The 24,346-nt window shown below is 60.4% G+C and carries 18 protein-coding genes and 2 tRNA genes; 7 read left to right on the top strand and 13 right to left on the bottom strand.

Features of this window, described 5'->3' with window-relative positions:
• Positions 1–37 precede the first annotated feature (37 nt).
• On the bottom strand, positions 38–1,528 hold the full coding sequence (amaB, locus tag AC3IP0_RS02610) for an L-piperidine-6-carboxylate dehydrogenase (RefSeq protein WP_489318135.1): 1,491 nt from the start codon (positions 1,526–1,528) through the stop codon (positions 38–40).
• Positions 1,529–1,703: 175 nt separating this feature from the next.
• Between amaB and AC3IP0_RS02605 the strand changes: the two genes are divergently transcribed.
• From AC3IP0_RS02605 to nadE, 3 genes are all read left to right on the top strand, one after another.
• Positions 1,704–2,615, top strand: coding sequence for a LysR family transcriptional regulator (locus AC3IP0_RS02605; protein WP_489318134.1), 912 nt, complete (start codon positions 1,704–1,706; stop codon positions 2,613–2,615).
• A 205-nt stretch (positions 2,616–2,820) separates the two neighbouring features.
• Positions 2,821–4,047, top strand: coding sequence for a nicotinate phosphoribosyltransferase (gene pncB, locus AC3IP0_RS02600; protein WP_489318133.1), 1,227 nt, complete (start codon positions 2,821–2,823; stop codon positions 4,045–4,047).
• A 4-nt stretch (positions 4,048–4,051) separates the two neighbouring features.
• Complete coding sequence (nadE, locus tag AC3IP0_RS02595) at positions 4,052–4,879, top strand: NAD(+) synthase (protein WP_489318132.1); 828 nt, start codon at positions 4,052–4,054, stop codon at positions 4,877–4,879.
• 200 nt (positions 4,880–5,079) lie between these two features.
• Here nadE and azu read toward each other — a convergent pair whose 3' ends face one another.
• Positions 5,080–5,526 (bottom strand): azurin, encoded by a 447-nt coding sequence (gene azu / locus AC3IP0_RS02590; protein WP_015093240.1) that lies wholly within the window; start codon positions 5,524–5,526, stop codon positions 5,080–5,082.
• A 344-nt stretch (positions 5,527–5,870) separates the two neighbouring features.
• Here azu and AC3IP0_RS02585 point away from each other — a divergent pair, with 344 nt between their 5' ends.
• Together AC3IP0_RS02585 and AC3IP0_RS02580 are read left to right on the top strand one after the other, a co-directional pair.
• A complete protein-coding gene (locus AC3IP0_RS02585; protein ID WP_414914231.1) occupies positions 5,871–6,458 on the top strand; it encodes a cytokinin riboside 5'-monophosphate phosphoribohydrolase in 588 nt (195 codons plus the stop codon).
• Positions 6,459–6,526: 68 nt separating this feature from the next.
• Positions 6,527–6,706: a hypothetical protein gene (locus AC3IP0_RS02580; RefSeq protein WP_007973286.1), complete on the top strand. Its 180-nt coding sequence runs from the start codon at positions 6,527–6,529 to the stop codon at positions 6,704–6,706.
• A gap of 127 nt (positions 6,707–6,833) precedes the next feature.
• On the opposite strand, the gene AC3IP0_RS02575 is transcribed toward AC3IP0_RS02580, so the two are convergent.
• From AC3IP0_RS02575 to rnr, 11 genes are all read right to left on the bottom strand, one after another.
• On the bottom strand, positions 6,834–7,724 hold the full coding sequence (locus AC3IP0_RS02575; RefSeq protein WP_489318131.1) for a transglutaminase family protein: 891 nt from the start codon (positions 7,722–7,724) through the stop codon (positions 6,834–6,836).
• Positions 7,724–10,210 carry a circularly permuted type 2 ATP-grasp protein gene (locus AC3IP0_RS02570; protein WP_489318130.1) on the bottom strand — a complete coding sequence of 829 codons (2,487 nt, stop codon included), beginning with the start codon at positions 10,208–10,210 and terminating at the stop codon, positions 7,724–7,726. Before AC3IP0_RS02570 ends, AC3IP0_RS02575 begins: the two co-directional genes overlap by 1 nt.
• Before the next feature lie 88 nt (positions 10,211–10,298).
• Positions 10,299–13,574, bottom strand: coding sequence for a transglutaminase family protein (locus AC3IP0_RS02565; protein WP_489318129.1), 3,276 nt, complete (start codon positions 13,572–13,574; stop codon positions 10,299–10,301).
• A gap of 268 nt (positions 13,575–13,842) precedes the next feature.
• Positions 13,843–16,146 (bottom strand): YgiQ family radical SAM protein, encoded by a 2,304-nt coding sequence (locus AC3IP0_RS02560; protein WP_489318128.1) that lies wholly within the window; start codon positions 16,144–16,146, stop codon positions 13,843–13,845.
• A gap of 191 nt (positions 16,147–16,337) precedes the next feature.
• Positions 16,338–17,735 carry a replicative DNA helicase gene (dnaB, locus tag AC3IP0_RS02555; RefSeq protein WP_489318127.1) on the bottom strand — a complete coding sequence of 466 codons (1,398 nt, stop codon included), beginning with the start codon at positions 17,733–17,735 and terminating at the stop codon, positions 16,338–16,340.
• 122 nt (positions 17,736–17,857) lie between these two features.
• A complete protein-coding gene (gene rplI / locus AC3IP0_RS02550) occupies positions 17,858–18,304 on the bottom strand; it encodes a 50S ribosomal protein L9 (protein WP_007973276.1) in 447 nt (148 codons plus the stop codon).
• A gap of 19 nt (positions 18,305–18,323) precedes the next feature.
• Positions 18,324–19,217, bottom strand: a complete 894-nt coding sequence (locus tag AC3IP0_RS02545) for a hypothetical protein (RefSeq protein WP_489318126.1) — start codon at positions 19,215–19,217, stop codon at positions 18,324–18,326.
• A gap of 36 nt (positions 19,218–19,253) precedes the next feature.
• On the bottom strand, positions 19,254–19,484 hold the full coding sequence (gene rpsR, locus AC3IP0_RS02540; RefSeq protein WP_002551829.1) for a 30S ribosomal protein S18: 231 nt from the start codon (positions 19,482–19,484) through the stop codon (positions 19,254–19,256).
• Positions 19,485–19,512: 28 nt separating this feature from the next.
• A complete protein-coding gene (gene rpsF, locus AC3IP0_RS02535) occupies positions 19,513–19,935 on the bottom strand; it encodes a 30S ribosomal protein S6 (RefSeq protein ID WP_008048087.1) in 423 nt (140 codons plus the stop codon).
• Positions 19,936–20,225: 290 nt separating this feature from the next.
• Positions 20,226–20,993: a 23S rRNA (guanosine(2251)-2'-O)-methyltransferase RlmB gene (gene rlmB, locus AC3IP0_RS02530; protein ID WP_489318125.1), complete on the bottom strand. Its 768-nt coding sequence runs from the start codon at positions 20,991–20,993 to the stop codon at positions 20,226–20,228.
• Entirely contained in the window at positions 20,990–23,626 is a 2,637-nt protein-coding gene (gene rnr, locus AC3IP0_RS02525) for a ribonuclease R (protein WP_489326603.1), read from the bottom strand. The genes rlmB and rnr overlap by 4 nt, the downstream gene beginning before the upstream one ends.
• Positions 23,627–23,851: 225 nt before the next feature.
• On the opposite strand from rnr, the gene AC3IP0_RS02520 reads away from it, so the two are divergent.
• Positions 23,852–23,938: transfer RNA gene (locus AC3IP0_RS02520), tRNA-Leu, on the top strand.
• 167 nt (positions 23,939–24,105) lie between these two features.
• Positions 24,106–24,192: transfer RNA gene (locus tag AC3IP0_RS02515), tRNA-Leu, on the top strand.
• The last annotated feature ends 154 nt before the right edge of the window (positions 24,193–24,346 follow it).

Here is a 24,346-nt window from a genome sequence, read left to right as displayed (position 1 = left end):
CCGAAGGCTGCGATCTTTCCAGCTTCACAATCAATACTTAATCGAACGTAATGCCCTGCGCCAACGGCAACTCCAGCGAATAGTTCACGGTGTTGGTCTGGCGGCGCATGTAGCCGCGCCATGCATCGGAGCCGGACTCGCGACCGCCACCGGTTTCTTTCTCGCCACCAAACGCGCCGCCGATTTCCGCGCCACTCGGGCCGATGTTGACGTTGGCGATGCCGCAGTCGCTGCCCACCGCCGACATGAACTGCTCGGCTTCACGCACGTCGGTGGTGAAGATGCACGAGGACAGGCCTTGTGGCACGGCGTTGTTCAGGCGCAGGGCTTCCTGGAAGTCGCTGTAACCGACCACGTACAGGATCGGGGCGAAGGTTTCGTGGCACACCACATCGCTCTGCTCCGGCATTTCGACGATGGCCGGCGACACGTAGTAGGCATTCGGGAACTTGTCTTGCAGCTGACGCTCACCGCCAAACACCCGGCCGCCTTCGCTCAAGGCTTGTTCCAGCGCGTCCTGCATGTTTTCGAAGCTTGGCTTGTCGATCAGCGGGCCGATCAGATTGCCTTCCAGCGGATGGCCGATACGCACTTTCGAGTACGCGGCTTTCAGGCGGGTGACGATTTCTTCTTTCACCGACTCATGGGCGATCAGGCGACGCAGGGTGGTGCAGCGCTGGCCGGCGGTGCCGACGGCGCTGAACAGGATTGCGCGAACGGCCATGTCCAGGTCGGCGCTTGGGCCGAGGATCATTGCGTTGTTGCCGCCCAGTTCCAGAATGCTGCGGGCGAAGCGGGCGGCGATTTTCGGCGCCACTTCACGGCCCATGCGGGTGCTGCCGGTGGCGCTGACCAGCGCGACACGCGGGTCATCGACCAGGGCTTCGCCGGCATCGCGACCGCCAATAATCACTTGGCTCAGGTACGGTGGCGCATCGCTGAAGTTCTTCAGCACGCGATCGAACAGCGCTTGGCAAGCCAGTGCGGTCAGTGGAGTCTTTTCCGACGGTTTCCAGATCACCGGGTTGCCGCAGACCAGCGCCAGCGTGGCGTTCCAGGCCCAGACCGCGACCGGGAAGTTGAACGCACTGATCACCCCGACAACGCCCAGCGGATGCCAGGTTTCGCGCATGTGGTGGCCAGGACGCTCGGAGGCGATGGTCAAACCGTACAACTGACGGGACAGGCCGACGGCGAAGTCGCAGATGTCGATCATTTCCTGAACTTCACCCAGGCCCTCCTGAGTGATCTTGCCGGCCTCCCAGGACACCAGCTCGCCGAGGTCGGCCTTGTACTCACGCAGGATGTCACCCAGTTGCCGCACCAGCTCGCCACGGCGCGGCGCCGGAACCTTGCGCCACAGTTCGAACGCATGATCTGCGCGACTGATGTGCTGCTCGACTTCAGCAGCGCCTTCCCAGTTCACGGCGGCAATCGTGCTGCCATCGATCGGCGAATGCACCGGCACTTTGCCGTTCTGGTACAGGGCCGGGTTCACACCTAGACGATCAAGCAATGCGGCAACCATGGGTCACTCCTCAAGCAAAAGACAGAACACGTGCAGCCGGAAATTCACGGCTGATCAGACCTGTAGTTTTAGCTGCCCGGAGGTTACTCAACAAACGACCATTAAGAGAGATATCATTCCGTTTATTCATGCTGTGCATTGCTGGCAATAAAGAGACAAGAACCAAGGACCGCCCATGCTGAATAAACGCTACTTGCCATCGATCGCTGCGTTGCAGTGTTTCGAGGCCGTCACCCGGCATTTGAGCTTCACCCGGGCCGCCGAAGAGTTGAACCTGACCCAAAGCGCCGTGAGCAAACAGGTCGCGCAACTCGAAGAGCTGTTGCAGCACCTGCTGTTTCGCCGGGTGCGCCGCCGCCTGCAGATGACGCCGGCTGGCGACCTGTACCTGGTTGAGGTGCGAAAAATCCTCACGCAGGTCGAGATGTCGACCCATTACCTGCGTTCCTACGGTGGCGAAACAGAAGTCCTGCGGGTCTCGACGCCTCCGACCTTCGGCGCACGCTGGCTGGTGCCGCGCCTGAAAGGCTGGCGCCTGCGGCATCCGTCGATCCACCTGGACCTGTGCAGCGAGCAGGAAGCCGACGATCTGCTGCAAGGTCGCAGCGACCTGGCGTTCTACTTCGGCCAGGGCTCGCGGCCCGGCACCGAATGCCTGAAGCTGTTCGGCGAAGAGCTGGTGCCGGTGTGCGCCCCGGGCAGCCTGCCGGAAACTCCGTTTACCGATCCGACGCAACTGACTGACCTGGTCCTGCTGCAAAACGCCTCCCGCCCCCAGGCCTGGCATGACTGGTTCGACCATCAGGGCTACCACACCGAACACAGCTACCACGGCCCGCGCTTCGAAACCTTTTATATGTGCATCCGCGCCGCCCAGGTTGGCTGCGGCGTGGCGTTGTTGCCGCGTTTTCTGGTGGAAGAAGAACTGGCTGACGGCAAGCTGGTCATTCCCTGGCAGCATGCAATGCCCAGCAGCGATGCCTATTACCTTGCCTACCCGGAGCACTCGGCGGAAGTGCCCAAGGTGCGGGACTTTGTGAAGTGGATGCTGGAGCAGATCGATAGCCCGGATACCCCACAACATTGAGCCCTGGCGCATTCCTTGTGGGAGCGAGCCTGCTCGCGAAGGCGTCGGCACATCCAGCATCAATGTGACTGACAGACCGCATTCGCGAGCAGGCTCGCTCCCACAGGGGAATTGCTGCGATCTAAAAATCGCTGGCAATTCATATCCCTGATATGCGCCACTAGCGCCATTGTTCAATACCGCTGCAACGCCGGAGATTCCCGTTATGAGCGAGAGTGTGTTTGCCGATCGCATCGTGCAGAACCTGCTCGACACCGACTTCTACAAACTGACGATGATGCAGGCGGTGCTGCACAACTACCCGAACGTCGAAGTCGAATGGGAGTTTCGTTGCCGTAACAGCGAGGACTTGCGCCCGTACCTGGCGGAAATCCGATTCCAGATCGAGCGCCTGGCCGAACTGAGCCTGAGCGCCGATCAGTTGAGCTTTCTGGAGCGCATCAGCTTCCTGAAGCCGGACTTCCTGCGTTTTCTCGGTTTGTTTCGCTTCAACCTGCGCTACATCCACACCGGCCTCGAAAACGGTGAGCTGTTTATCCGCCTGCGTGGCCCCTGGCTGCATGTGATCCTGTTCGAAGTGCCGCTGCTGGCGCTGGTCAGCGAGGTGCGCAACCGCTATCGCTATCGCGAAGTCGTGCTGGAGCAGGCCCGCGAGCAGCTCTACCGCAAGTTCGACTGGCTGAGCGCCAACGCCAGCAGTGATGAATTATCCGAATTGCAGGTGGCCGATTTCGGCACGCGCAGACGTTTTTCTTACCGCGTGCAGGAAGAAGTGGTGAATGTGCTCAAGCACGATTTCCCCGGACGCTTCGTCGGCACCAGCAACGTGCACCTGTCCCGGGAGCTGGACATGAAACCCCTGGGCACCATGGCCCACGAATGGATCATGGCGCACCAGCAACTCGGCCCGCGGCTGATCGACAGCCAGATCGCCGCCCTCGATTGCTGGGTCCGCGAATACCGTGGCCTGCTGGGGATTGCCCTGACCGACTGCATCACCATGGATGCCTTCCTCGGCGATTTCGATCTGTTTTTCGCCAAGCTTTTCGACGGTTTGCGTCACGACTCGGGCGATCCGGTGGTCTGGGCGGAAAAAGCCATCGCTCGCTATCACAAGCTCGGCATCGACCCGATGAGCAAGACGCTGACGTTCTCCGACAGCCTGACATTGCCCAAGTGCCTGGAAATATTCCGGGCGCTACGCGGTCGGATCAATGTCAGCTTCGGCATCGGCACCAACCTGACCTGTGATATTCCGGGTGTCGAACCGATGAGCATCGTGCTTAAAATGACCGCCTGCAACGGCCAGCCGGTGGCGAAGATCTCCGACGAGCCAGGCAAGACGCACTGCAAAGACCCGAATTTCGTCGCTTACTTGCGACACGTTTTCCAGGTTCCTGCCGCCCTTTCAAGTACATCAAGCAAGGAGTGAATTCATGCAAGCCGTACAGCGTGAGATTGCTGAACAGCTCAAGGTCCAGCCGCCATTCGTCGACGAAGCCGCCCTTGAGGCCGAAGTCGCCCGGCGGGTGACCTTCATTCAGGACTGCCTGGTCAACTCCGGGCTCAAGACCCTGGTGCTGGGCATCAGTGGCGGTGTCGACTCCCTGACCGCCGGCCTGCTGGCCCAACAGGCCGTCCGTGAACTGCGCCAGCGCAGCGGTGATGCCGCCTACAAATTCATCGCCGTGCGCCTGCCCTACGAAACCCAGTTCGATGAGCACGACGCCCAGGCTTCGGTGGATTTCATCAAGCCGGACGAGCGCCACACCGTGAACATCGGCCCGGCGGTCAAAGCCTTGGCCAATGAAGTGGCAGCCTTCGAAGGCAAACATGCGGTGTCGGTGGACTTCGTGCTCGGCAACACCAAGGCGCGCATGCGCATGGTCGCCCAGTACACCATCGCCGGCGCGGCCCATGGCCTGGTGATCGGCACCGATCACGCGGCGGAAGCGGTGATGGGTTTCTTCACCAAGTTCGGTGACGGCGCCTGCGACCTGGCGCCACTGAGTGGCCTGGTGAAAAACCAGGTCCGCGCCATCGCCCGCAGCTTCGGCGCACCGGAGTCGCTGGTGGAGAAAGTCCCGACCGCTGACCTCGAAGACCTGTCGCCCGGCAAACCGGACGAAGCCTCCCACGGCGTGACCTACGCCGAGATCGACGCCTTCCTGCACGGCGAGCCGGTACGCGAGGAAGCGTTCAAGATCATTTGCGACACGTACAACAAGACGCACCACAAGCGCGTGATGCCGTTTGCACCTTGAGGTGTAAGTGAATGAAAAAGCCCGCTGGAGTGTTGAACTTCAGCGGGCTTTTCTTTGGCCAAAACATACGTTGATGCTTCTGGCCCCTTCGCGGGCAAGCCCGCTCCCACAGGGTTTCAGGTGTTCACAAAAATTGTGTCCGACATAGAACCTTGTGGGAGCGAGCCTGCTCGCGAAGAACGATAACGCGGCGAACCTGCTTACTTCAGGGTCACGGTGCCTTTCATCATCGAGATGTGGCCCGGGAACGAGCAGAAGAACCCGTACTTTTCACCGGCCGCGAGCTTGGACACATCGAAGGTCACCGAGTCGGTTTCCTTGGCGCCGATGATCTTGGTGTGGGCGATCACGCGGGCGTCGCCTTCCTTCAGGTAGTTCTTGTCGATACCGGCGCTCAGGCCGTCGGTGGCGATCGGCTGCATGTCGGCTTCTTTACTCAGCACCCAGTTATGGCCCATGACGTTCTTCGGCAAGCTGCCGGAGTGCTTGAGTTCCACGGTAAACGTCTTGCAGCTCTTGTCGATTTCAATGGCCTTCGTGTCGAAAGACATCTGGTCGGTGGAGTCGACGGTGACTTTGCACTCTGCAGCCATCAATTGGCTGCTGGCCAGTGTCAACAGGGATACCGCAACAAGTTTGGCAAACATGGTGAATCTCCAAGGCAGGGTTAACGAAATCGCGAATAAACAGAAGACTGCCTGAAAACTTCGCAAGTTCATATGACTTGAATCAAAAATTGTATACAACTTTCGGGCTATGAGGCCGATGCAAATTATCTACCGGCCAAGTGTCTGGCCCGGGCCTATCATCAGGCCGTCCCCCTTCAAATGGAACGTCTGTCATGTCGATCAACAGCCTGTTGTGCAGTTTGCTGGCCGCCTACGCTTGCGGCGCCAGCGGTACGTACGAAACCCCGGAACAACAAGTCTAGCCCTTGGAGTGCCGCGCGCCTGCCATTACTCTGTGGCCCTGATCGACCATGGAGCAAGGCATGTCATTAACATCCGTTTGTGTATTTTGTGGTGCCAGCACCGGCACCAACCCCGCTTACCGCGAAGCAGCCGTGGCCCTTGGCCGGGCGTTGGCCGAGCGCAAGCTGACCCTGGTGTATGGCGGTGGCGCCGTGGGCCTGATGGGCATCGTCGCCGATGCGGCCCTGGCGGCCGGCGGTGAAGTGATTGGCATCATCCCGCAAAGCCTCAAGGACAAGGAAATCGGCCACAGCGGCCTGACTCGCCTGGAAGTCGTCGATGGCATGCACGCGCGCAAGGCGCGGATGGCCGAGCTCAGCGATGCCTTTATCGCGCTGCCCGGCGGCCTTGGCACCCTCGAAGAACTGTTTGAAGTCTGGACCTGGGGCCAGCTCGGCTACCACGGCAAACCGCTGGGTTTGCTGGAAGTGAACGGTTTCTACAGCAAATTGACGTCTTTTCTCGATCATATCGTCGGCGAAGGCTTCGTTCGCGGCCAGCACCGTGACATGCTGCAAGTGAGCGAATCGCCGCAAACCCTGCTCGATGCTCTGGATGCCTGGCAACCGTCCGTAGCGCCAAAATGGGCCGAGCAAAAACCCAGCTAACGGCTTGGCACTGATACAGGGCAGAATATGCGCCGCTCAACCTCACCTTCGACCCCAGAGGATCGCCCATGGCTAAACCTAATTATTCCTTCGCCAAACGTCAGAGAGACTTGGCCAAGGAGCAGAAGAAAGAGGAAAAGCTTCAGCGCAAGAAAGCTACAGCTGAAGAAGCTGCACTGAACCCTGAGGGTGAAGTGGCGGCAGAAGACGATGTTGATGCACCGAAAGACTCGGCGCCCGACGCCTGAGAACCTCCGGGCCGGTTGATCTGATCAGGCCCACCGGATCTGTGTAAGGGGTTGGCAGCTTGGCTGCCGACCCTCACAGGCCAGTCGAATGACTCCAAAGCACCGCAATTCCCACATTTGATCTTCATTACTCCAGTGGCATCACCGTTACCCGAACTTCCGGATCGTGATTGCCCCCGCCCAGAATCACCCCCCGCAACGGCGACACATCGGAAAAATCCCGGCCCCAGGCCAAGGTGATGTGCTCCAGCGCCGGTTGCACATTGTTGGTCGGATCGAAATCCACCCACCCCAGCACCGGGCAAAACACCGAGACCCAGGCGTGGGATGCATCAGCACCAATCAGCCGTGGCTGGCCCGGCGGTGGCTGGGTCAGCAAGTAGCCGCTGATGTAGCGTGCCGCCAACCCTCTGGAACGTACGCAGGCGAGCATCAGGTGGGCAAAGTCCTGGCAGACCCCGCGCCGACGCTCCAGCACCTCCACCAGCGGCGTCGCCACCTGGGTCGCTTCGGCATCGAAGGTGAACTCGCTGAAGATTTTCTCCATCAGCGCCTGCACGCCGAGCAACAACGCTCGACCGGGCGGAAAACAGCTTTGCGAGAACTCGACGAAGTTTTTCTTCAAATGCACATACGGCGATTCAAACCGGTATCGGCAGGCTTCGAGCAGCTCGGGCGACAGCGGTTGGCTGCTGTAGGTCAGCGCGCTACGTGTGTCTTCCCACGCTGGAGACCGACTGAAGTCCAGCACCGGCCGGGGCAGCACTTCGATCGTGAGGCTGGCGTTGACCAGCAATTCATCATGGGGACGCTCGAACGCCAGCCGGGTCAGCGGATTACCGAACACATCCAGTTCATCGCGACGAGAGGTCGGCTCGGGGTTGATCTGCAATTGCCGGTCGGTGCAGCGCTGCCAGGCACAAGGCCGTGGCCACAAATGCGCCAGTTGCTGGGCCAGGGACACCGGACTGTCGTAGTGGTAATGGGTGTCGTGGAAAATCTGGTAATGAGCACTCATCAGACGGACACCGTGCGCTGGCTGACATCGTCGACATGGGCGAAATGCCGTAGCGCCAGGCGATCGGAAACCTGCCCGCTGGCGTCGGCGATCTCTTGCAGCAGTGCGGCCAGCCCCTCGATAGCAGCGCGAACACTGGCGTCGCCGAACAGCGGGTTTTCCAGGCAGCCCAGATCGAATCGCGCCAGACGCTCGACCAATTGCGGCAGCACTGTTTCGCGCGGCACGCCAAAGTCGTCGTTGAGGCGCTTGAGGGTGCGGGTCACCAGTTTCAACTGGAACAACACGGCGTGAGGGTTCTGCTCGTCGAGCAACAACAGGTCGAGCACCGGGATCAACTGCGCCACCGCCAGGTAGCGAGAACGGTAGGTGATACTGCTGTTGCCCAGTTCCAGCAACCATTCCAGCCCGGCCTGATCGAAAGCCCCGGCGCCCCGCAGGAACGCCGCCAGGCTGCCACTGAGAAATTGCAGGCGCTCGAGCCGCCGGCCAATCATCAGGAAGCGCCAGCCTTCGTCCCGGGTCATGTCGTCCAGGGCAAAGCCGGACAGCGCCGCCAGGGACATCACCAGACGGTTGAGGAAATCCAGCAACTCGCCGAAATCCGGCTCTTCGGTTTCCAGCTCCATGGCTTCGCGCTGCAACTCCACCAGCGCCTGCCAGTTTTCCCGCGAGAGCTTGCCGCGCACCTGTGAAGCGGCCCACTGCAGGCGTTGCAGGTTGGAACGCAGGCTGAACGGCCAGTCATCACCGAGCAATGCCGCCAACAGGCGCTCTGGCAACTCGCCCTCCTCGGGCAGCAGCATCAGCCGTTCGCCGAGATCCACTGCTGCCTGCAGGGCTTGCGGGTCGTCGCCGTCGACATAGCGCGCCAGCATGATGCGCAGCAAACGGGCGCTGTCGTCGCAACGTTCGCAGTAACGACCGAACCAGAACAGGTTTTCCACCACCCGCGACGGCAGGTACGGATCGCGCCGCACCAGGTCATGCACGCCGATGTTGCGCTGGGCCTTCCATTGTTCGCCGCTGGGCGCACGCTCGCCCAGCACCCAGGTGTCCTTACTGGCGCCGCCGCGCTGCATCGACACCACTTCGGCATCGGCTTCGGCGGCGACCCGGGTCAAGCCACCGGGAAGTACCCGATAACCCTCACGACTGGCCACCGCATACACGCGCATGCCGATGGCACGGGGTTGCAGTTGACCGTCTTCGGCTTGCCAGATCGGCGCCTGGGACAATTGCGCGAGTTCTTGCGCCACATAGGCGTATGGCCGAGCCTGCATGCGCTCGGCGAGTTCCTGGCGCTGTTTTTCACTCAAATCACGGCCAAATACCGGTGCAAAGCTTTGGGACGGAAACGCCGGTTTGATCAGCAATTCCGGCAGTTTCTCCAGGGCCTGGGCCAAAACCGGCGCTTCACCGCACCACCAGGTGGCGATGGACGGCAGGATCAGTTCTTCGCCAAACAGAAATTGATTGATCTTCGGCAGGAAACCCAACAAGCCCGGCGATTCCAGCACACCGCTGCCGAGGGCGTTGGCCACCAGCACCCGCCCCTGCCGCACGGCTTCCAGCAGCCCCGGCACGCCGAGAGCCGAATCGGTACGCAGCTCCAGCGGGTCGCAGAAGTCATCGTCGAGCCGGCGCATGATCGCGTGGACCCGACGCAGTCCACTCAGGGTTTTCAAGTAAACCGTGGCATCGCGCACCGTCAGGTCGCCGCCCTCCACCAGCGGATAACCTAACTGGCGGGCCAGATACAGATGTTCAAAATAGCTTTCGTTGAAACGCCCCGGTGTCAGCAGCACCACCAACGGCGCGTCCCCGTCACTCGGGGCCTGACGGGCCAGGGTTTCCTGCAAGGTGCGGAAGAACCCGGCCAGGTGCTGCACTTTCAGATCGCGGTACAACTCGGGAAAGGCCCGGGACACAATCGTGCGGTTTTCCAGCGCATACCCGGCTCCCGAAGGCGCCTGGGTACGATCCGCCGTTACCCACCAGCGGCCATCGGGTGTGCGCGCCAGATCCACGGCATACAGATGCAGAAAGGCTCCGTCAGGCGGGCTGATGCCCTGACAGGGCCAAAGGAAGTTGTTGTGACCGAACACCAGTTCGGCAGGCAAAAGACCTTCGGCAATCAGCCGTTGCGGACCGTAAAGGTCAGCCAGCACGGCATTGAGCAAGCGCGCCCGCTGAGCGATGCCGGCCGACAACTGTTGCCACTCATCAGCCGCGATGACATGGGGCAGCAGGTCCAGCTCCCACGGCCGGTCCGCGCCCTTGGGATCGGCATAGACGTTATAGGTAACGCCGTTTTCCTGAATCTGCCGGGTCAGCAGGGCATGACGTTGCACCAGTTGTGCCGGCGTGCTGCGTTGCAACTGTTCGAACAGCCGGCGCCAGTGCGGGCGCACGGCGCCACTGTCGTCGAGCAGTTCGTGATAGGTGCCCGCCGTCAGCGGGTAGCGGTCTAGCAGATCAGGCATGGAAAGCTCGGCAGACAGCAATGAACGGTCAGACTAACGCAGGCTCGTGACACCCGGGTATACGAAAAATCCGCGCGTCGCGTACGGTTTAGAAACGTCGCAAATCGAGCGTCATCGGCAACTCGTCGCTGATTTCCAGATTGGGTACAGGAAGTTTTCCCGGCGTGTGTCCGATGCGGAAGAAGCGCGCCATTCGCCGACTCTCCGCTTCATTGGCATTCACCGGCAAGCTGTCGTAGTTGCGCCCGCCCGGATGGGCGACGTGGTACTGGCAACCGCCCAGCGAGCGCTGCATCCAGGTATCGAGCAGATCGAACACCAGGGGCGCATGGACCGGGATGGTAGGTTGCAGGCAGTTGGCCGGTTGCCAGGCACGAAATCTCACGCCCGCGACGAATTCGCCTACACGCCCGGTGGGCTGCAATGGCAGCGGAATGCCGTTGCAGGTCAGCAGATAACGCTGGGGCGGCAAGCCGCTGAGCTTGACCTGCAAGCGCTCCAGCGACGAATCCACGTAACGCACCGTACCGCCGATGGCGCCCTCTTCGCCCAGCACGTGCCAGGGTTCGAGCGCCTGGCGCAGCTCCAGTGCAATGCCACTGACGGCGTAGTCGCCAACCTTGGGGAAACGGAACTCCAGATGCGCGGCGAACCATTCGGCCCGCACCGGATAACCGGCGGCGTTGAGGTCGACGATGACATCGGCGAAGTCTTGCTCGATAAAGTGCGGCAACAGGAAGCGATCGTGCAGCTCCGTGCCCCAGCGCGCCAGTTTTGGCGGTGCATAGGGCTCGCGCCAGAACCGCGCGACCAGCGCCCGCAGCAACAATTGTTGCGTCAGGCTCATGCGCGCATGGGGCGGCATCTCGAACGCACGCAGCTCCAGCAATCCGAGGCGCCCGGTGGCACCGTCCGGCGAATAGAGTTTGTCGATGCAAAATTCGGCGCGGTGGGTGTTGCCGGTCACATCGATCAGCAGATTGCGCAGCAGCCGGTCGACCAACCATGGCGGGCATTCTTCACCCGGATCAGGCATCTGCGCGAAAGCGATCTCCAGTTCGTACAAGGCATCGTTGCGCGCTTCGTCGACCCGCGGCGCCTGGGATGTCGGGCCGATGAACAATCCGGAAAACAGGTAGGACAGCGACGGATGGTTGTGCCAGTAGCTGATCAGGCTGCGCAACAGATCCGGGCGACGCAGAAACGGCGAGTCCCCCGGAGTCGCGCCACCCAGCACGAAATGGTTACCGCCGCCCGTGCCGGTATGCCGGCCGTCGATCATGAATTTTTCGGTGGTCAGCCGGGTCTGGCGCGCTTCTTCGTAGAGGAATTCGGTGCGCTCGACCAATTCATCCCAGGTCGCGGACGGCTGTACGTTGACCTCAATCACCCCGGGATCCGGGGTGATACGGAAGTTGCTCAGGCGTGGGTCGCTCGGCGGCTCATAGCCCTCCAGCAACACCGGGCACATCAACTCTTCAGCGGTGGCTTCGATGGCAGCGACCAGTTCGAGGTAATCCTCGGCCCGCTCCAGCGGCGGCATGAACAGGTACAACCGGCCTTCCCGGGCTTCGGCACAGAAGGCGGTACGGGTCAGCCAGTCGGCGGATTCGTCGATCTTCGGTGCGCGCTCTTGTACCTCGGCAGCCTCGCTTTGGCTTTGCAGTTGCGTGGTGTCGGGCAGCGGCGGGAAATCCTGATTCGGGTCTTGCGGATGAATGAACGGATATTCCGCCGCCTTCACCCACGGTTGCGAACCCAGTGGCAAGCGATAACCCAGCGGTGAGTCTCCCGGTACCAGGCGGCAATGCTCGTCGCGCAGATACCAACGCCCACTCTGCCACTGATCGCCCTTGGCGGTGCGCGCCAACGGCAGGACCTGGCCGATGACCTTGTCCAGCCCTTGGTTGAACACTTTGCGCAGGCGGGCCCGCTCCAGCGGTTCCTCCAGACGCGAGTCTTCAGCACTGACGTTTTGCGGCAGCATTCCTTCGCGCCAGAGGTAATAGAAATTGTCTTCGTAGGCTGGGAACACAAAGCGTGTCGGAATCTTCAGGCGTTCGGCGACACTCGCCAGAAAACGCCCGGCCAGCGCACCGTCTGCGTCATAGTCTTCCTGCTCGTCGGCGATCAGCGCGCTGTTGTGCCAGATCGGCACGCCGTCACGGCGCCAGTAGCAATTGAGCGACCAGCGCGGCAGTTGCTCGCCGGGGTACCACTTGCCCTGCCCGAAATGCACCAACCCCTGGGGCGCGTAGTGTTTACGCATGCGCTGGAACAGTTCGGCGGACAAGCGTCGTTTGTCCGGCCCCAGTGCCGCGGTATTCCACTCGGCGCCGTCCGGGTCATCGATGGACACAAAGGTCGGCTCGCCGCCCATGGTCAGGCGTACATCACCCTCCAGCAGGTCGGCATCGATCTGACGGCCCAGGGCCTGGATCGCCAGCCACTGGTCGTCGGTGTAGGGCTTAGTGACCCGTGGAGCTTCCCAAATCCGCTCCACGGACATTTCGTGGCTGAATTCGCACTCGCACGGCTCCACCAAACCACTGATCGGCGCCGCAGAGGACGGATCGGGACTACAGGCCAACGGAATGTGTCCTTCACCGGCAAACAGCCCGGACGTCGCATCCAGGCCGATCCAGCCGGCGCCGGGCAGGTACACCTCGCACCAGGCATGCAGGTCGGTGAAATCCACCTCGGTGCCGGACGGACCGTCGAGACTTTTGACGTCGGCGGTCAGCTGGATCAGGTAACCCGACACGAAACGCGCCGCCAGCCCCAGGTTGCGTAACAGTTGCACCAGCAACCACGCGGAGTCGCGGCACGACCCGGAGGCCTGGTCGAGGGTGTGTTCAGGCGTTTGTACGCCGGGCTCCATGCGGATCAGGTAGTCGATGTCTTCGCTCAAACGCTGGTTGAGTGCGACAAGAAAGTCCACGGCGGGCAACGGTGTGCGGTCGATGCCGTCCAGGTAGGCCTTGAACTTCGGCGTCAAGGGCAGGGTTTCCAGGTACGGCGCCAGCTCCTTGCGCTCATCCGCGGCATAGGCGAAGGGGATTTTTTCCGCGTAGGGTTCGAGGAAGAAGTCGAACGGATTGAAGATCGCCATTTCTGCCAGCAGATCGACTTCGATTCGCAATTCTTCGGTTTTCTCCGGGAACACCAGTCGCGCCAGGTAATTGCCCTGAGGGTCCTGCTGCCAGTTGATGAAGTGCTGTTCGGGGGAGACTTTCAACGCATAGGACAGAATCCGCGTGCGGCTGTGGGCGGCGGGACGCAGACGAACGATCTGCGGGCCGAGCTCGACAGCGCGGTCATAGCGGTAATGCGTGACGTGGTGCAATGCGACATGAATCGACACGGCGTGCCTCCTGCGAGCCCTAAGCGTATTTAAAAGCGCGCAAGACTTATGCCATCCAGCAGCGCTGGCGCTTTCTTCGGTTGCCTGAGGCAGTACAGCACCAAAATCGGGCGATGCAGGAAAATGGTTGGGAGCGATTGCACGAATATGTCGCGCAGATCAAAAGATCGCACCTGTAGGAGCTGCCGAAGGCTGCGATCTTTTGATCTTGAGACCCAACGCAAAACGCCAACCCGAAGGTTGGCGTTCTGTTCAGCTCAAGCGAAGCTTAGCGCGGTACGACCGGCTTACGGGTCGGCTTGGGACCCTTGCCCTTGGCCGCGTCCTTGCGCTCCTTGGCCGCCTGCTGGTTACGGGCAAACGCCGCAGCCTTGGCCTGTTCACGCTTGTCCCACGGGTTGCCGCCATCGCTGGCACGTGGTGGCAGGCCGGTGTGCTGGGTCAGGATCTTGGTGGTCTTTTCCCCTGCAACCTTATGGCTGCCGGCCGGCGTCGAGTTCTTGCGACGGGCGCTCTGGTAGCTGTCAGTCGACGGCTGATGCAAAGGAATCAACTGGTTCTTGCCCGGCCCGATCAAGTCGGCACGGCCCATGCGGGTCAATGCCTCACGCAGCATCGGCCAGCCTTTCGGGTCGTGATAACGCAAGAACGCCTTGTGCAGGCGACGCTGCTCTTCGCTCTTGACGATGGTCACCGCGTCACTCTTGTAGGTGACCTTGCGCAGCGGGTTCTTGCCCGAGTGGTACATCGCGGTGGCGGTGGCCATCGGCGACGGGTAGAACGCCTGCACCTGGTCGGCACGAAAGCCGTTGCCCTTGAGCCACAGGGCGAGGTTCATCATGTCTTCATCGGTGGTGCCCGGGTGGGCGGCGATGAAGTACGGGATCAGGTACTGCTCCTTGCCCGCTTCCTTGGAGTACTTCTCGAACATGCGCTTGAACTTGTCATAGCTGCCGATGCCCGGTTTCATCATCTGGTTGAGCGGACCTTCCTCAGTGTGTTCCGGGGCGATCTTGAGGTAGCCACCGACGTGGTGGGTCACCAGCTCCTTGACGTACTCCGGCGATTCGACCGCCAGGTCATAGCGCAGACCGGAAGCGATCAGGATTTTCTTCACACCCGGCAACTCACGTGCGCTGCGGTACAGCTGGATCAGCGCCGAGTGGTCGGTGTTCAGGTTCGGGCAGATGCCGGGGAACACGCACGATGGCTTGCGGCATGCGGATTCGATTTCCGGGCTCTTGCAGGCGATGCGGTACATGTTCGCGGTCGGGCCGCCGAGGTCGGAGATCACGCCGGTAAAGCCCGGGACCTTGTCGCGAATCTCTTCGATTTCGCGAATGATCGACTCGTGGGAACGGTTCTGGATGATCCGGCCTTCGTGCTCGGTGATCGAGCAGAAGGTGCAGCCGCCGAAGCAGCCACGCATGATGTTCACCGAGAAGCGGATCATGTCGTAGGCCGGGATCTTCTCCTTGCCGTACGCCGGGTGCGGAATGCGCGCATAAGGCATGCCGAACACGTAGTCCATTTCTTCGGTGGTCATCGGAATCGGTGGCGGGTTGAACCAGACATCGACTTCGCCGTGCTTCTGCACCAGCGCACGGGCGTTACCCGGGTTGGTTTCCAGGTGCAATACGCGGTTGGCGTGAGCGTAGAGCACCGCATCGCCACGGACTTTTTCAACCGATGGCAAGCGGATCACGGTCTTGTCGCGGGTCATGCGCGGGCTGGCCAGAATCTGTACGACCTTGGCTTCCTGCGGATCCTCGACCGGCCCCTTTTCCTGCTCGATGGCACAGGCCTGGGTGTCCTGGGTGTTGACGTACGGGTTGATGATCTTGTCGATCTTGCCCGGACGGTCGATGCGCGTGGAATCGACTTCGTACCAGCCTTGCGGCGTGTCACGACGGATGAACGCGGTGCCGCGCACATCGGTGATGTCTTCGATCTTGTGACCGTAGGACAGACGCTGAGCGACTTCGACAATCGCACGCTCGGCGTTGCCGTAGAGCAGAATGTCGGCGCTGGCGTCGATCAGGATCGAGTTGCGCACACGATCCTGCCAGTAGTCGTAGTGGGCGATGCGGCGCAGGGACGCTTCGATGCCGCCGAGCACGATCGGCACGTGCTTGTAGGCTTCCTTGCAGCGCTGGCTGTAGACCAGGCTGGCGCGGTCCGGACGCTTGCCGGCCAGGCCACCCGGCGTGTACGCGTCGTCGGAACGGATTTTCTTGTCCGCGGTGTAGCGGTTGATCATCGAGTCCATGTTGCCGGCCGCGACACCGAAGAACAGGTTCGGCTCGCCGAGCTTCATGAAATCGTCTTTGGACTGCCAGTTCGGCTGGGCAATGATCCCGACGCGGAAGCCCTGGGACTCCAGCAGCCGGCCGATGATCGCCATGCCGAACGACGGGTGATCGACGTAGGCATCACCGGTGACGATGATGATGTCGCAGGAATCCCAGCCGAGCTGATCCATCTCCTCCCTGCTCATGGGCAGGAACGGCGCTGGCCCGAAACATTCGGCCCAGTACTTGGGATAGTCAAATAACGGCTTGGCTGCTTGCATGTCGATAACCGGTGTTGGCTTTCATTGAATTTCGCGGGCGCGGAATATAGCACAAATTTTGACCAATTCCGACGGCTATGGTCGGAAATTGGTGGAACCCCATTCGCGAGCAGGCTCGCTCCCACAGGGGAACGCATTCCAGAGTGGGAGCGAGCCTGCTCGCGAAGGGGCCGGTTCAGACGATGAAGGAATTACTCGTCATCATCAAAATTGTAGCTACCCGGCGCCAGGTTCTCGAATCGGGTGTACTTACCGATAAAGGCCAGGCGGATAAAGCCGATCGGCCCGTTCCGCTGCTTGCCGATGATGATTTCGGCGATGCCTTTGTGCTCGGTTTCAGGGTGATACACCTCGTCGCGGTAAACGAACATGATCACGTCGGCGTCCTGCTCGATTGCTCCGGATTCCCGCAAGTCGGAGTTCACCGGGCGCTTGTTCGGCCGCTGTTCCAGGGAACGGTTGAGCTGGGACAACGCCACCACCGGGCATTGGAATTCTTTCGCCAGGGCTTTCAGGGACCGGGAGATTTCGGAAATCTCGTTGGTCCGGTTATCGCCACTGGAACCCGGGATCTGCATCAGTTGCAGGTAGTCGATCATGATCAGGCCGACTTCGCCGTGTTCACGCACCAGGCGCCGGGTCCGGGCACGCATTTCCGACGGGCTGATGCCGGCGGTATCGTCGATGAACAGCTTGCGGTCGTTGAGCAGGTTGACCGCCGAGGTCAGGCGCGGCCAGTCGTCGTCTTCAAGCTGACCGGAACGGACCTTGGTCTGGTCGATACGCCCCAGGGAAGACAGCATACGCATGATCAGCGATTCGCCTGGCATCTCCAGCGAGTAAACCAGAACGGCCTTCTCGCTGCGCAACACGGCGTTTTCCACCAGGTTCATCGCAAAGGTGGTTTTACCCATCGATGGACGGCCGGCGACGATGATCAGGTCGGACGGTTGCAGGCCGCTGGTTTTCTCGTCGAGGTCGGTGTAGCCGGTGGACAGGCCAGTGATGGCGTTGTCGGTGTTGAACAAAGTGTCGATACGGTCGATGGCCTTGGTCAGCAGGTCGTTGACGCTCACCGGGCCACCGGTTTTCGGTCGAGCCTCGGCGATCTGGAAGATCTGCCGTTCAGCTTCGTCGAGAATCTCGGCGGCGGTGCGACCTTCCGGATTGAAAGCGCTGTCGGCGATTTCGGTGCTGATGCCGATCAATTGGCGCAACGTCGCCCGCTCGCGAACGATCTGCGCATAGGCCTTGATGTTGGCGACGGACGGGGTGTTTTTCGCCAGTTCGCCGAGGTAACCGAGACCGCCGACTTGCGAAGTCTGACCTTCCTTGTCCAGTTGTTCGGACAGGGTCACGACGTCGATCGGCATGTTCTGATCGGCCAGCTTGGCGATCGCACGGAAAATCAGGCGGTGGTCATGTCGATAGAAATCGCCGTCGGAGACTTGATCGAGCACACGCTCCCAGGCGTTGTTGTCCAGCATCAGACCACCGAGTACAGCCTGTTCGGCTTCGATGGAATGCGGCGGCACTTTCAGCGCGGCGGTTTGCAGATCGTATTGCTCAGGAGCGGAGATATCGTTCATGGCCACTTGATTCTTGGTGATAAAAAGCAGGGGTTTCAGAAAGACAAAGGGCACGACCTGTAAACAGGATCGTGCCCGATGTTACCGGCAAGCACCCGAGGGTGCCAGCCGACAAGTGCTGCTTAAGCTGCTACCACGACAACGCGTACGGTGGCTTCAACTTCGGCGTGCAGGTGCACGGCTACGTCGAATTCGCCTACGTTGCGGATGGTGCCGTTCGGCAGACGAACTTCGCTCTTCTGCACTTCAACGCCGGAGGCGGTCAGTGCGTCAGCGATGTCGTGAGTACCGATCGAACCGAACAGCTTGCCTTCGTCGCCAGCGGTGGCAGTGATAGTCACTTCCAGCTCGGCCAGTTGGGCAGCGCGGCTTTCAGCCGATGCTTTGCGATCTGCTGCAGCTTTTTCCAGCTCAGCGCGACGCTCTTCGAACGCAGCCAGGTTGGCTGGGGTCGCAGCGGTAGCTTTGCCGTAAGGCAGCAGGTAGTTACGACCGTAACCAGCCTTAACGTTCACTTTGTCACCCAGGTTGCCCAGGTTGGTGACTTTTTCCAGAAGGATCAGTTGCATGTGAAAATCCTCTTAACTTTTAACCTTCACCGTTCGCGTTATCGGCATCTTTCGGTGCCGAACGACCGCGAAAATCAATCAGGCTGTCGACGATGGCCAGGACCACCAGCAACGGATAGATCAGTTGCATGAACAGCAACAGCGTCACGTACAACCCCACCAGCCAGAACCTGGCCAGTCGCTTCTGCGCCACCAGCCCGTGAATCAGGGCCAGCCCGGCGAACACCAGCGGTACGCTGCACAACGGCGTCAACATGGCCATCTGTGAACCGAGATTCGGCCCCAGAAGCATGCACGCCAGCAGCAACATCGCCGGCAACAGCGGGATGCGGATGGCGCGAAACTCGCGACCAAAACCGCCCGGGTTGTACAACAACGCCTGCCAGTAGCGCCCGACAAGCAGGCTCAGCAAGCTGACGATTTGCAACAAAGCCGCAATCAGGCCGGTCAGGACCGGTGCAATCAGGGACGCGAAACGCGCTTGTTCGTCTACCGACAACTTCTGGTAGACATCACCGAGTAGCGACGGCATGACTTTGATCAAAGCCTGCGCCAGCATCTCGATCTGGGGAGCAAAAGCTATCCCCAACACCACTGAAAACACCACTCCCATCGCTATGCTGACCAGCAGCACGCGGTTCCAGGACTCGCTTGCGCGCAAAACCAACGCAAGGCTCGCAGACCCCAGCAGCACCAGAAGTGCCCGTGGGTCGTCGGAGTAAAGCCACCAGGCCAATGCCGGCAGCAGTCCCAGAGCAAGAACGCCCAGGGCGTCCCTCAATCCGCGCCGCAGGAGCACAAGGCATCCGGCGGCAGCACCCAACCAATACAACAACGGCATCGCTGCGCATCCAGCCACTACGAGAGTGGCCTGCATACGGCCGCGCATGATGAACTCAGCTATGGCCCGCATGCATTCAATCCTTTGCTACGTGTCGACTGCCCGGTCTCAGCGGCCGTGGCTGTCGGTGTAGGCCAGCAGGGCCAGGAAGCGGGCGCGCTTGATAGCGGTGGCCAGCTGACGCTGATAACGAGCTTTGGTACCGGTGATGCGGCTTGGAACGATTTTGCCGGTCTCGGATACGTAGGCTTTCAGAGTGTTGAGATCTTTGTAATCGATCTCTTTCACGTCTTCAGCGGTGAAGCGGCAGAATTTACGACGACGGAAGAAACGTGCCATGTAATTGGCTCCTTAAAAGGTCCGTGGATTACTCGTCAGCGTTATCGCTGTTGTCGCTGTCATCACTATCAGCGCTTTCAGCGCCTTCGTGCTCAGGACGGTCGCGACGCTCACGGCGCTCACTGCGGTTTTCTTCAGCCTTGAGCATCTCGGACTGGCCGGTAACGGCTTCGTCGCGACGGATGACCAGGTTACGGATCACTGCATCGTTGTAGCGGAAGTTGTCTTCCAGCTCGGCCAGGGCCTTGCCAGTGCACTCAACGTTCAGCATCACGTAGTGAGCCTTGTGAACATTGTTGATTGCGTAGGCCAGTTGACGACGGCCCCAATCTTCCAGACGGTGGATTTTGCCGCCGTCTTCTTCGATCAGCTTGGTGTAACGCTCAACCATGCCGCCGACTTGCTCGCTTTGATCCGGGTGGACCAAAAAGATGATTTCGTAATGACGCATGAATGCTCCTTACGGGTTGTAGCCTGCCGCTCAAAAGCGGTCAGACAAGGAGTGAATGACACTTATGGACTTGCGGACGCTAGACACGTTGGTGCCTGCCATCACAGCAAGGGGCGCAATTGTAGAGAAGGGGCGAGGGAGGCGCAAGGTAATTGGTGATTATTTGAACAATTACCACAACCCTATACCGAACACCTGTAGGAGCTGCCGAAGGCTGCGATCTTTTGACCCTGAAAAATCAAAGTCAAAAGATCGCAGCCTGCGGCAGCTCCTACGGGGGCCTGCGTGGATCAGGATTTCTTGGCAGCAGCCTTGGTCTTGACACTGCGCTGGCGCTGCGCTTCGAACAGGCAAACGCCGGTCGCCACGGAAACGTTGAGACTGCTGACGCTACCGGCCATCGGCAGGTTCACCAGGTAGTCGCAATGCTCGCGGGTCAGGCGACGCATACCCTTGCCTTCGGCACCCATGATCAGGATGGTCGGACCGGTCAGATCCTGGTCATACAGGCTGACCTCGGCTTCACCGGCCGTACCGACAACCCACAAGCCGCGCTGCTGGAGCTTTTCCAGGGTGCGCGCCAGGTTGGTCACGGCAACCAGCGGAATCACCTCCGCCGCGCCGCAGGCGATTTTTCGTACAACCGGAGTCAGGGTCGCCGACTTGTCCTTCGGCACGATCACCGCCAGCGCACCCGCCGCATCGGCAGAACGCAGGCAGGCACCGAGGTTGTGCGGATCGGTCACGCCGTCGAGCACCAGCAACAACGGCGCGCCGTCGGTGCGATCGAGCAGCTCGTCGAGCATCGCCTCGCCCCAGACCTGGCTCGGACTCACGTCCGCGACCACACCCTGGTGCACGCCTTCAACCCAGGCGTCCATTTCGCGGCGCTCGGCCTGGCCAACCTGGACCCGGTTTTCGTTGGCCAGCTCAATCAGCGTCTGGACCCGAGGGTCATTGCGACCTTCGGCCAACCAGATCTGCTTCACGCGTTTCGGGTGGTGACGCAACAACGCTTCTACAGCATGTACGCCGTAGATCTTTTCCAACTGACTCATGGCTTGGCCTTAGGTTTACGCGCCCCGCCACTCTTGGCTGGAGCCGAGCCCGCTTTTGGCGGGCCTTTACGATGTTTGCTCGGTTTGGCTGGCTTGCCGCCGACGGCCTTGTCAGGCGCCGACCGACTGGTCTTTCCCCCAGACGCCGCTTTACCGCCGTTTTTCGCACCGGCCAGCAACGCCTGTTTCATTTCACGGCTTTTGCGCACTTCAGCGTTTTTCGCCGCCGCATCGCTCGGGCGATAGGCTTCTACAGCCTTTTCCTTGGCAGGACGACGACCGGTTTTCGCCGGGGCCGGTTCTGCGACTGTTTTTGTAGAGAGGGCCGCAGGTGCTGCCGCTTCCGTGCCACGTTTTTTGCGGCCGATCGGCGCGCTGATGGTTTTTTCGGCCATCTCGAAGTCGATCTTGCGTTCGTCGAGGTCGACGCGCATGACCCGCACTTCCACGGTATCGCCCAGGCGGAAGCTGCGACCGGTACGTTCACCGGCCAGGCGGTGGTGCACAGGATCGAAGTGGTAGTAATCGCCCGGCAGCGCGGTGACGTGCACCAGGCCTTCGACGTAGATATCGGTCAGCTCGACGAACAGACCAAAACCGGTCACGGCAGTGATCACACCCGGGAACGATTCGCCCACGCGATCCTTCATGAACTCGCACTTGAGCCAGTTCACGACGTCGCGGGTCGCTTCGTCGGCACGGCGCTCGCTCATCGAGCACTGCTCGCCGAGCTGCTCCAGGGCCGCTTCGTCGTACGGATAGATGCGCGCTTTCGGAATGGTCATCGCACCGGCACGGCGAACGTGCGGGGTGTTCTGCTTCGAATGGATCACGCTGCGAATCGCCCGGTGCGTGAGCAAGTCCGGGTAGCGGCGGATCGGCGAAGTGAAGTGGGTGTACGCCTCGTAATTCAGGCCGAAGTGGCCCTGGTTATCGGCGCTGTACACCGCCTGGCTCAACGAACGCAGCATGACGGTCTGGATCAGATGGAAGTCCGGACGATCCTTGATACCGGCCAACAGTGCCTGGTAATCCTTCGGCGACGGACCATCCTTGCCTTTGTGCAGGGACAGGCCGAGCTCGCCGAGGAAGGCGCGCAGTTTTTCCAGACGCTCCGGTGGCGGACCATCGTGGACGCGATACAGCGCCGGGATTTCGTGCTTCTTCAGGAATTCGGCGGTGGCCACGTTGGCCGCCAGCATGCATTCCTCGATCAGCTTGTGCGCATCGTTGCGCACGGTCGGGCGGATTTCGGCGATTTTGCGCTCGGTACCGAAAATGATCCGGGTTTCCTGAGTTTCGAAATCGATCGCGCCACGCACGTGACGTGCAGCCAGCAACACCTTGTACAGCGAGTACAGCTGCTTGAGGTGCGGCACCACGTCGGTGTATTCGCCGCGCAGCTTGCGCGCCTCGGTGGCTTTCGGCGTTTCCAGCATCGCGCTGACCTTGTTGTAGGTCAGGCGGGCATGGGAGTGGATCACCGCTTCGTAGAAGCAGTAGTCGGTCATTTCGCCGGATTTGGAGATGGTCATCTCGCAAACCATGGCCAGACGATCGACTTGTGGATTCAGCGAGCACAAACCGTTGGACAGCTGCTCAGGCAGCATCGGAATTACGCGCTCAGGGAAGTACACCGAGTTGCCGCGAACCTGCGCTTCGGCATCCAGCGCCGAACCGAGCTTCACGTAGCTGGATACGTCGGCAATCGCCACGTACAGCTTCCAGCCGCCCGAGAACAGGCGCAGCTTGCCCGGACGGGCTTCGCAGAAGACCGCATCGTCGAAGTCGCGGGCATCTTCGCCGTCGATGGTGACGAACGGCAGATGGCGCAGGTCGATGCGCTTCTCTTTGTCTTTCTCTTCGACTTCCGGCTTGAGCTTGCCGGCTTCCTTGAGCACGGCGTCAGGCCAGACGTGAGGAATGTCGTAGGTGCGCAGGGCGACATCGATCTCCATGCCCGGCGCCATGTAGTTGCCCACGACTTCAACCACGTCGCCTTGCGGCTGGAAGCGTGGCGTCGGCCAGTGAGTGATCTTCACTTCGACGAACTGACCGATCTGCGCGTTGGCGTTACGACCTGGCGTCACCAGCACTTCCTGCTGGATCTTCGGGTTGTCGGCAACCACGAAACCGATGCCGCCCTCTTCGAAGTAGCGGCCGACGATGGTTTCGTGAGCGCGGGACACCACTTCGACGATCATGCCTTCGCGGCGACCACGACGATCCAGGCCGGAAACCCGGGCCAGGGCACGGTCACCATCGAACACCAGGCGCATCTGTGCCGGGCTCATGAACAGGTCGTCGCTGCCGTCGTCCGGCACCAGGAAGCCGAAGCCGTCGCGGTGACCACTGATGCGACCCAGGATCAGGTCGAGCTTGTCCACCGGCGCATAAGTGCCGCGACGGGTATAGATGAGTTGAGCATCGCGCTCCATGGCGCGCAGGCGGCGGCGCAGGGCTTCGATCTGGTCTTCTGTGGTCAGACCAAACTCTTCGACCAGTTGCTCGCGGTTAGCAGGCGAACCTCGATCAGCAAGGTGCTGAAGGATCAGTTCGCGGCTAGGAATAGGGTTTTCATATTTTTCCGCTTCACGAGCGGCCTCGGGATCGAGGGACTGCCAATCGGCCATTAGAGAGTTTTCACCTTGTCTATATGCGGGTTAGTTTGGCATAGGCGTAATGAAACGGGAAATTTCAGGCTAAGACGACCCATCTAAAGCCCTGTATCGACACCGCAAAGCTGTTTTGAAGACCGCTGGCGAAATTTTCCAGGTTTTTTTGATGTCGGGGGTTTACAGTTAAAAAGACGCTCCGTATAGTGCGCGCCATCGACGACGGACAACGTTGCCGATACTGCCCAGATGGTGAAATTGGTAGACACGCCAGCTTCAGGTGCTGGTGACCGCAAGGTCGTGGAAGTTCGAGTCTTCTTCTGGGCACCAATTTCGAGCTTGAGATTAGTTCAATTTCAAGGCTCACACAAAAACCCGCGAAAGCGGGTTTTTGCATTTTTGACCACTGGTTTATTATTTTTAGAATCAGGGGTTTACAGATCAAAACGCTCTCCGTATAGTGCGCCACATCAACAGCGGCAACGCTGAAGATGAATGCCCAGATGGTGAAATTGGTAGACACGCCAGCTTCAGGTGCTGGTGACCGCAAGGTCGTGGAAGTTCGAGTCTTCTTCTGGGCACCAATTCAAATTCAAGGTTACGACCTTGGATTTCACAGAAACCCGCGAAAGCGGGTTTTTGCGTTTCTGGCATTTGAAAATATTCCGACACCACTCTTTGTGGCGAGCGCTCCTGGCAAACTTCTACCCACCACACAAGGCGCATTTGAGAAACAAT

It is taken from the genome of Pseudomonas sp. GL_103 (genome assembly GCF_057835175.1).
The sequence above is the reverse complement of the archived record's forward strand: the minus strand, read 5'-3'. Positions and strand labels throughout refer to the sequence as shown.

What these genes read in the sequence shown, in the direction of transcription:
- AC3IP0_RS02605 (WP_489318134.1), top strand. Translation starts at nt 1,704, where the DNA reads ATGCTGAATAAACGCTACTTGCCATCGATCGCTGCGTTGCAGTGTTTC.
- nadE (WP_489318132.1), top strand. Translation starts at nt 4,052, where the DNA reads ATGCAAGCCGTACAGCGTGAGATTGCTGAACAGCTCAAGGTCCAGCCG.
- rpsR (WP_002551829.1), bottom strand. Translation starts at nt 19,484, where the DNA reads ATGGCACGTTTCTTCCGTCGTCGTAAATTCTGCCGCTTCACCGCTGAA.
- azu (WP_015093240.1), bottom strand. Translation starts at nt 5,526, where the DNA reads ATGTTTGCCAAACTTGTTGCGGTATCCCTGTTGACACTGGCCAGCAGC.
- AC3IP0_RS02570 (WP_489318130.1), bottom strand. Translation starts at nt 10,210, where the DNA reads ATGCCTGATCTGCTAGACCGCTACCCGCTGACGGCGGGCACCTATCAC.
- rlmB (WP_489318125.1), bottom strand. Translation starts at nt 20,993, where the DNA reads ATGAGTCAGTTGGAAAAGATCTACGGCGTACATGCTGTAGAAGCGTTG.
- AC3IP0_RS02545 (WP_489318126.1), bottom strand. Translation starts at nt 19,217, where the DNA reads ATGCGGGCCATAGCTGAGTTCATCATGCGCGGCCGTATGCAGGCCACT.
- dnaB (WP_489318127.1), bottom strand. Translation starts at nt 17,735, where the DNA reads ATGAACGATATCTCCGCTCCTGAGCAATACGATCTGCAAACCGCCGCG.
- rplI (WP_007973276.1), bottom strand. Translation starts at nt 18,304, where the DNA reads ATGCAACTGATCCTTCTGGAAAAAGTCACCAACCTGGGCAACCTGGGT.
- AC3IP0_RS02560 (WP_489318128.1), bottom strand. Translation starts at nt 16,146, where the DNA reads ATGCAAGCAGCCAAGCCGTTATTTGACTATCCCAAGTACTGGGCCGAA.
- pncB (WP_489318133.1), top strand. Translation starts at nt 2,821, where the DNA reads ATGAGCGAGAGTGTGTTTGCCGATCGCATCGTGCAGAACCTGCTCGAC.
- AC3IP0_RS02585 (WP_414914231.1), top strand. Translation starts at nt 5,871, where the DNA reads ATGTCATTAACATCCGTTTGTGTATTTTGTGGTGCCAGCACCGGCACC.
- AC3IP0_RS02580 (WP_007973286.1), top strand. Translation starts at nt 6,527, where the DNA reads ATGGCTAAACCTAATTATTCCTTCGCCAAACGTCAGAGAGACTTGGCC.
- AC3IP0_RS02575 (WP_489318131.1), bottom strand. Translation starts at nt 7,724, where the DNA reads ATGAGTGCTCATTACCAGATTTTCCACGACACCCATTACCACTACGAC.
- rnr (WP_489326603.1), bottom strand. Translation starts at nt 23,626, where the DNA reads ATGGCCGATTGGCAGTCCCTCGATCCCGAGGCCGCTCGTGAAGCGGAA.
- amaB (WP_489318135.1), bottom strand. Translation starts at nt 1,528, where the DNA reads ATGGTTGCCGCATTGCTTGATCGTCTAGGTGTGAACCCGGCCCTGTAC.
- rpsF (WP_008048087.1), bottom strand. Translation starts at nt 19,935, where the DNA reads ATGCGTCATTACGAAATCATCTTTTTGGTCCACCCGGATCAAAGCGAG.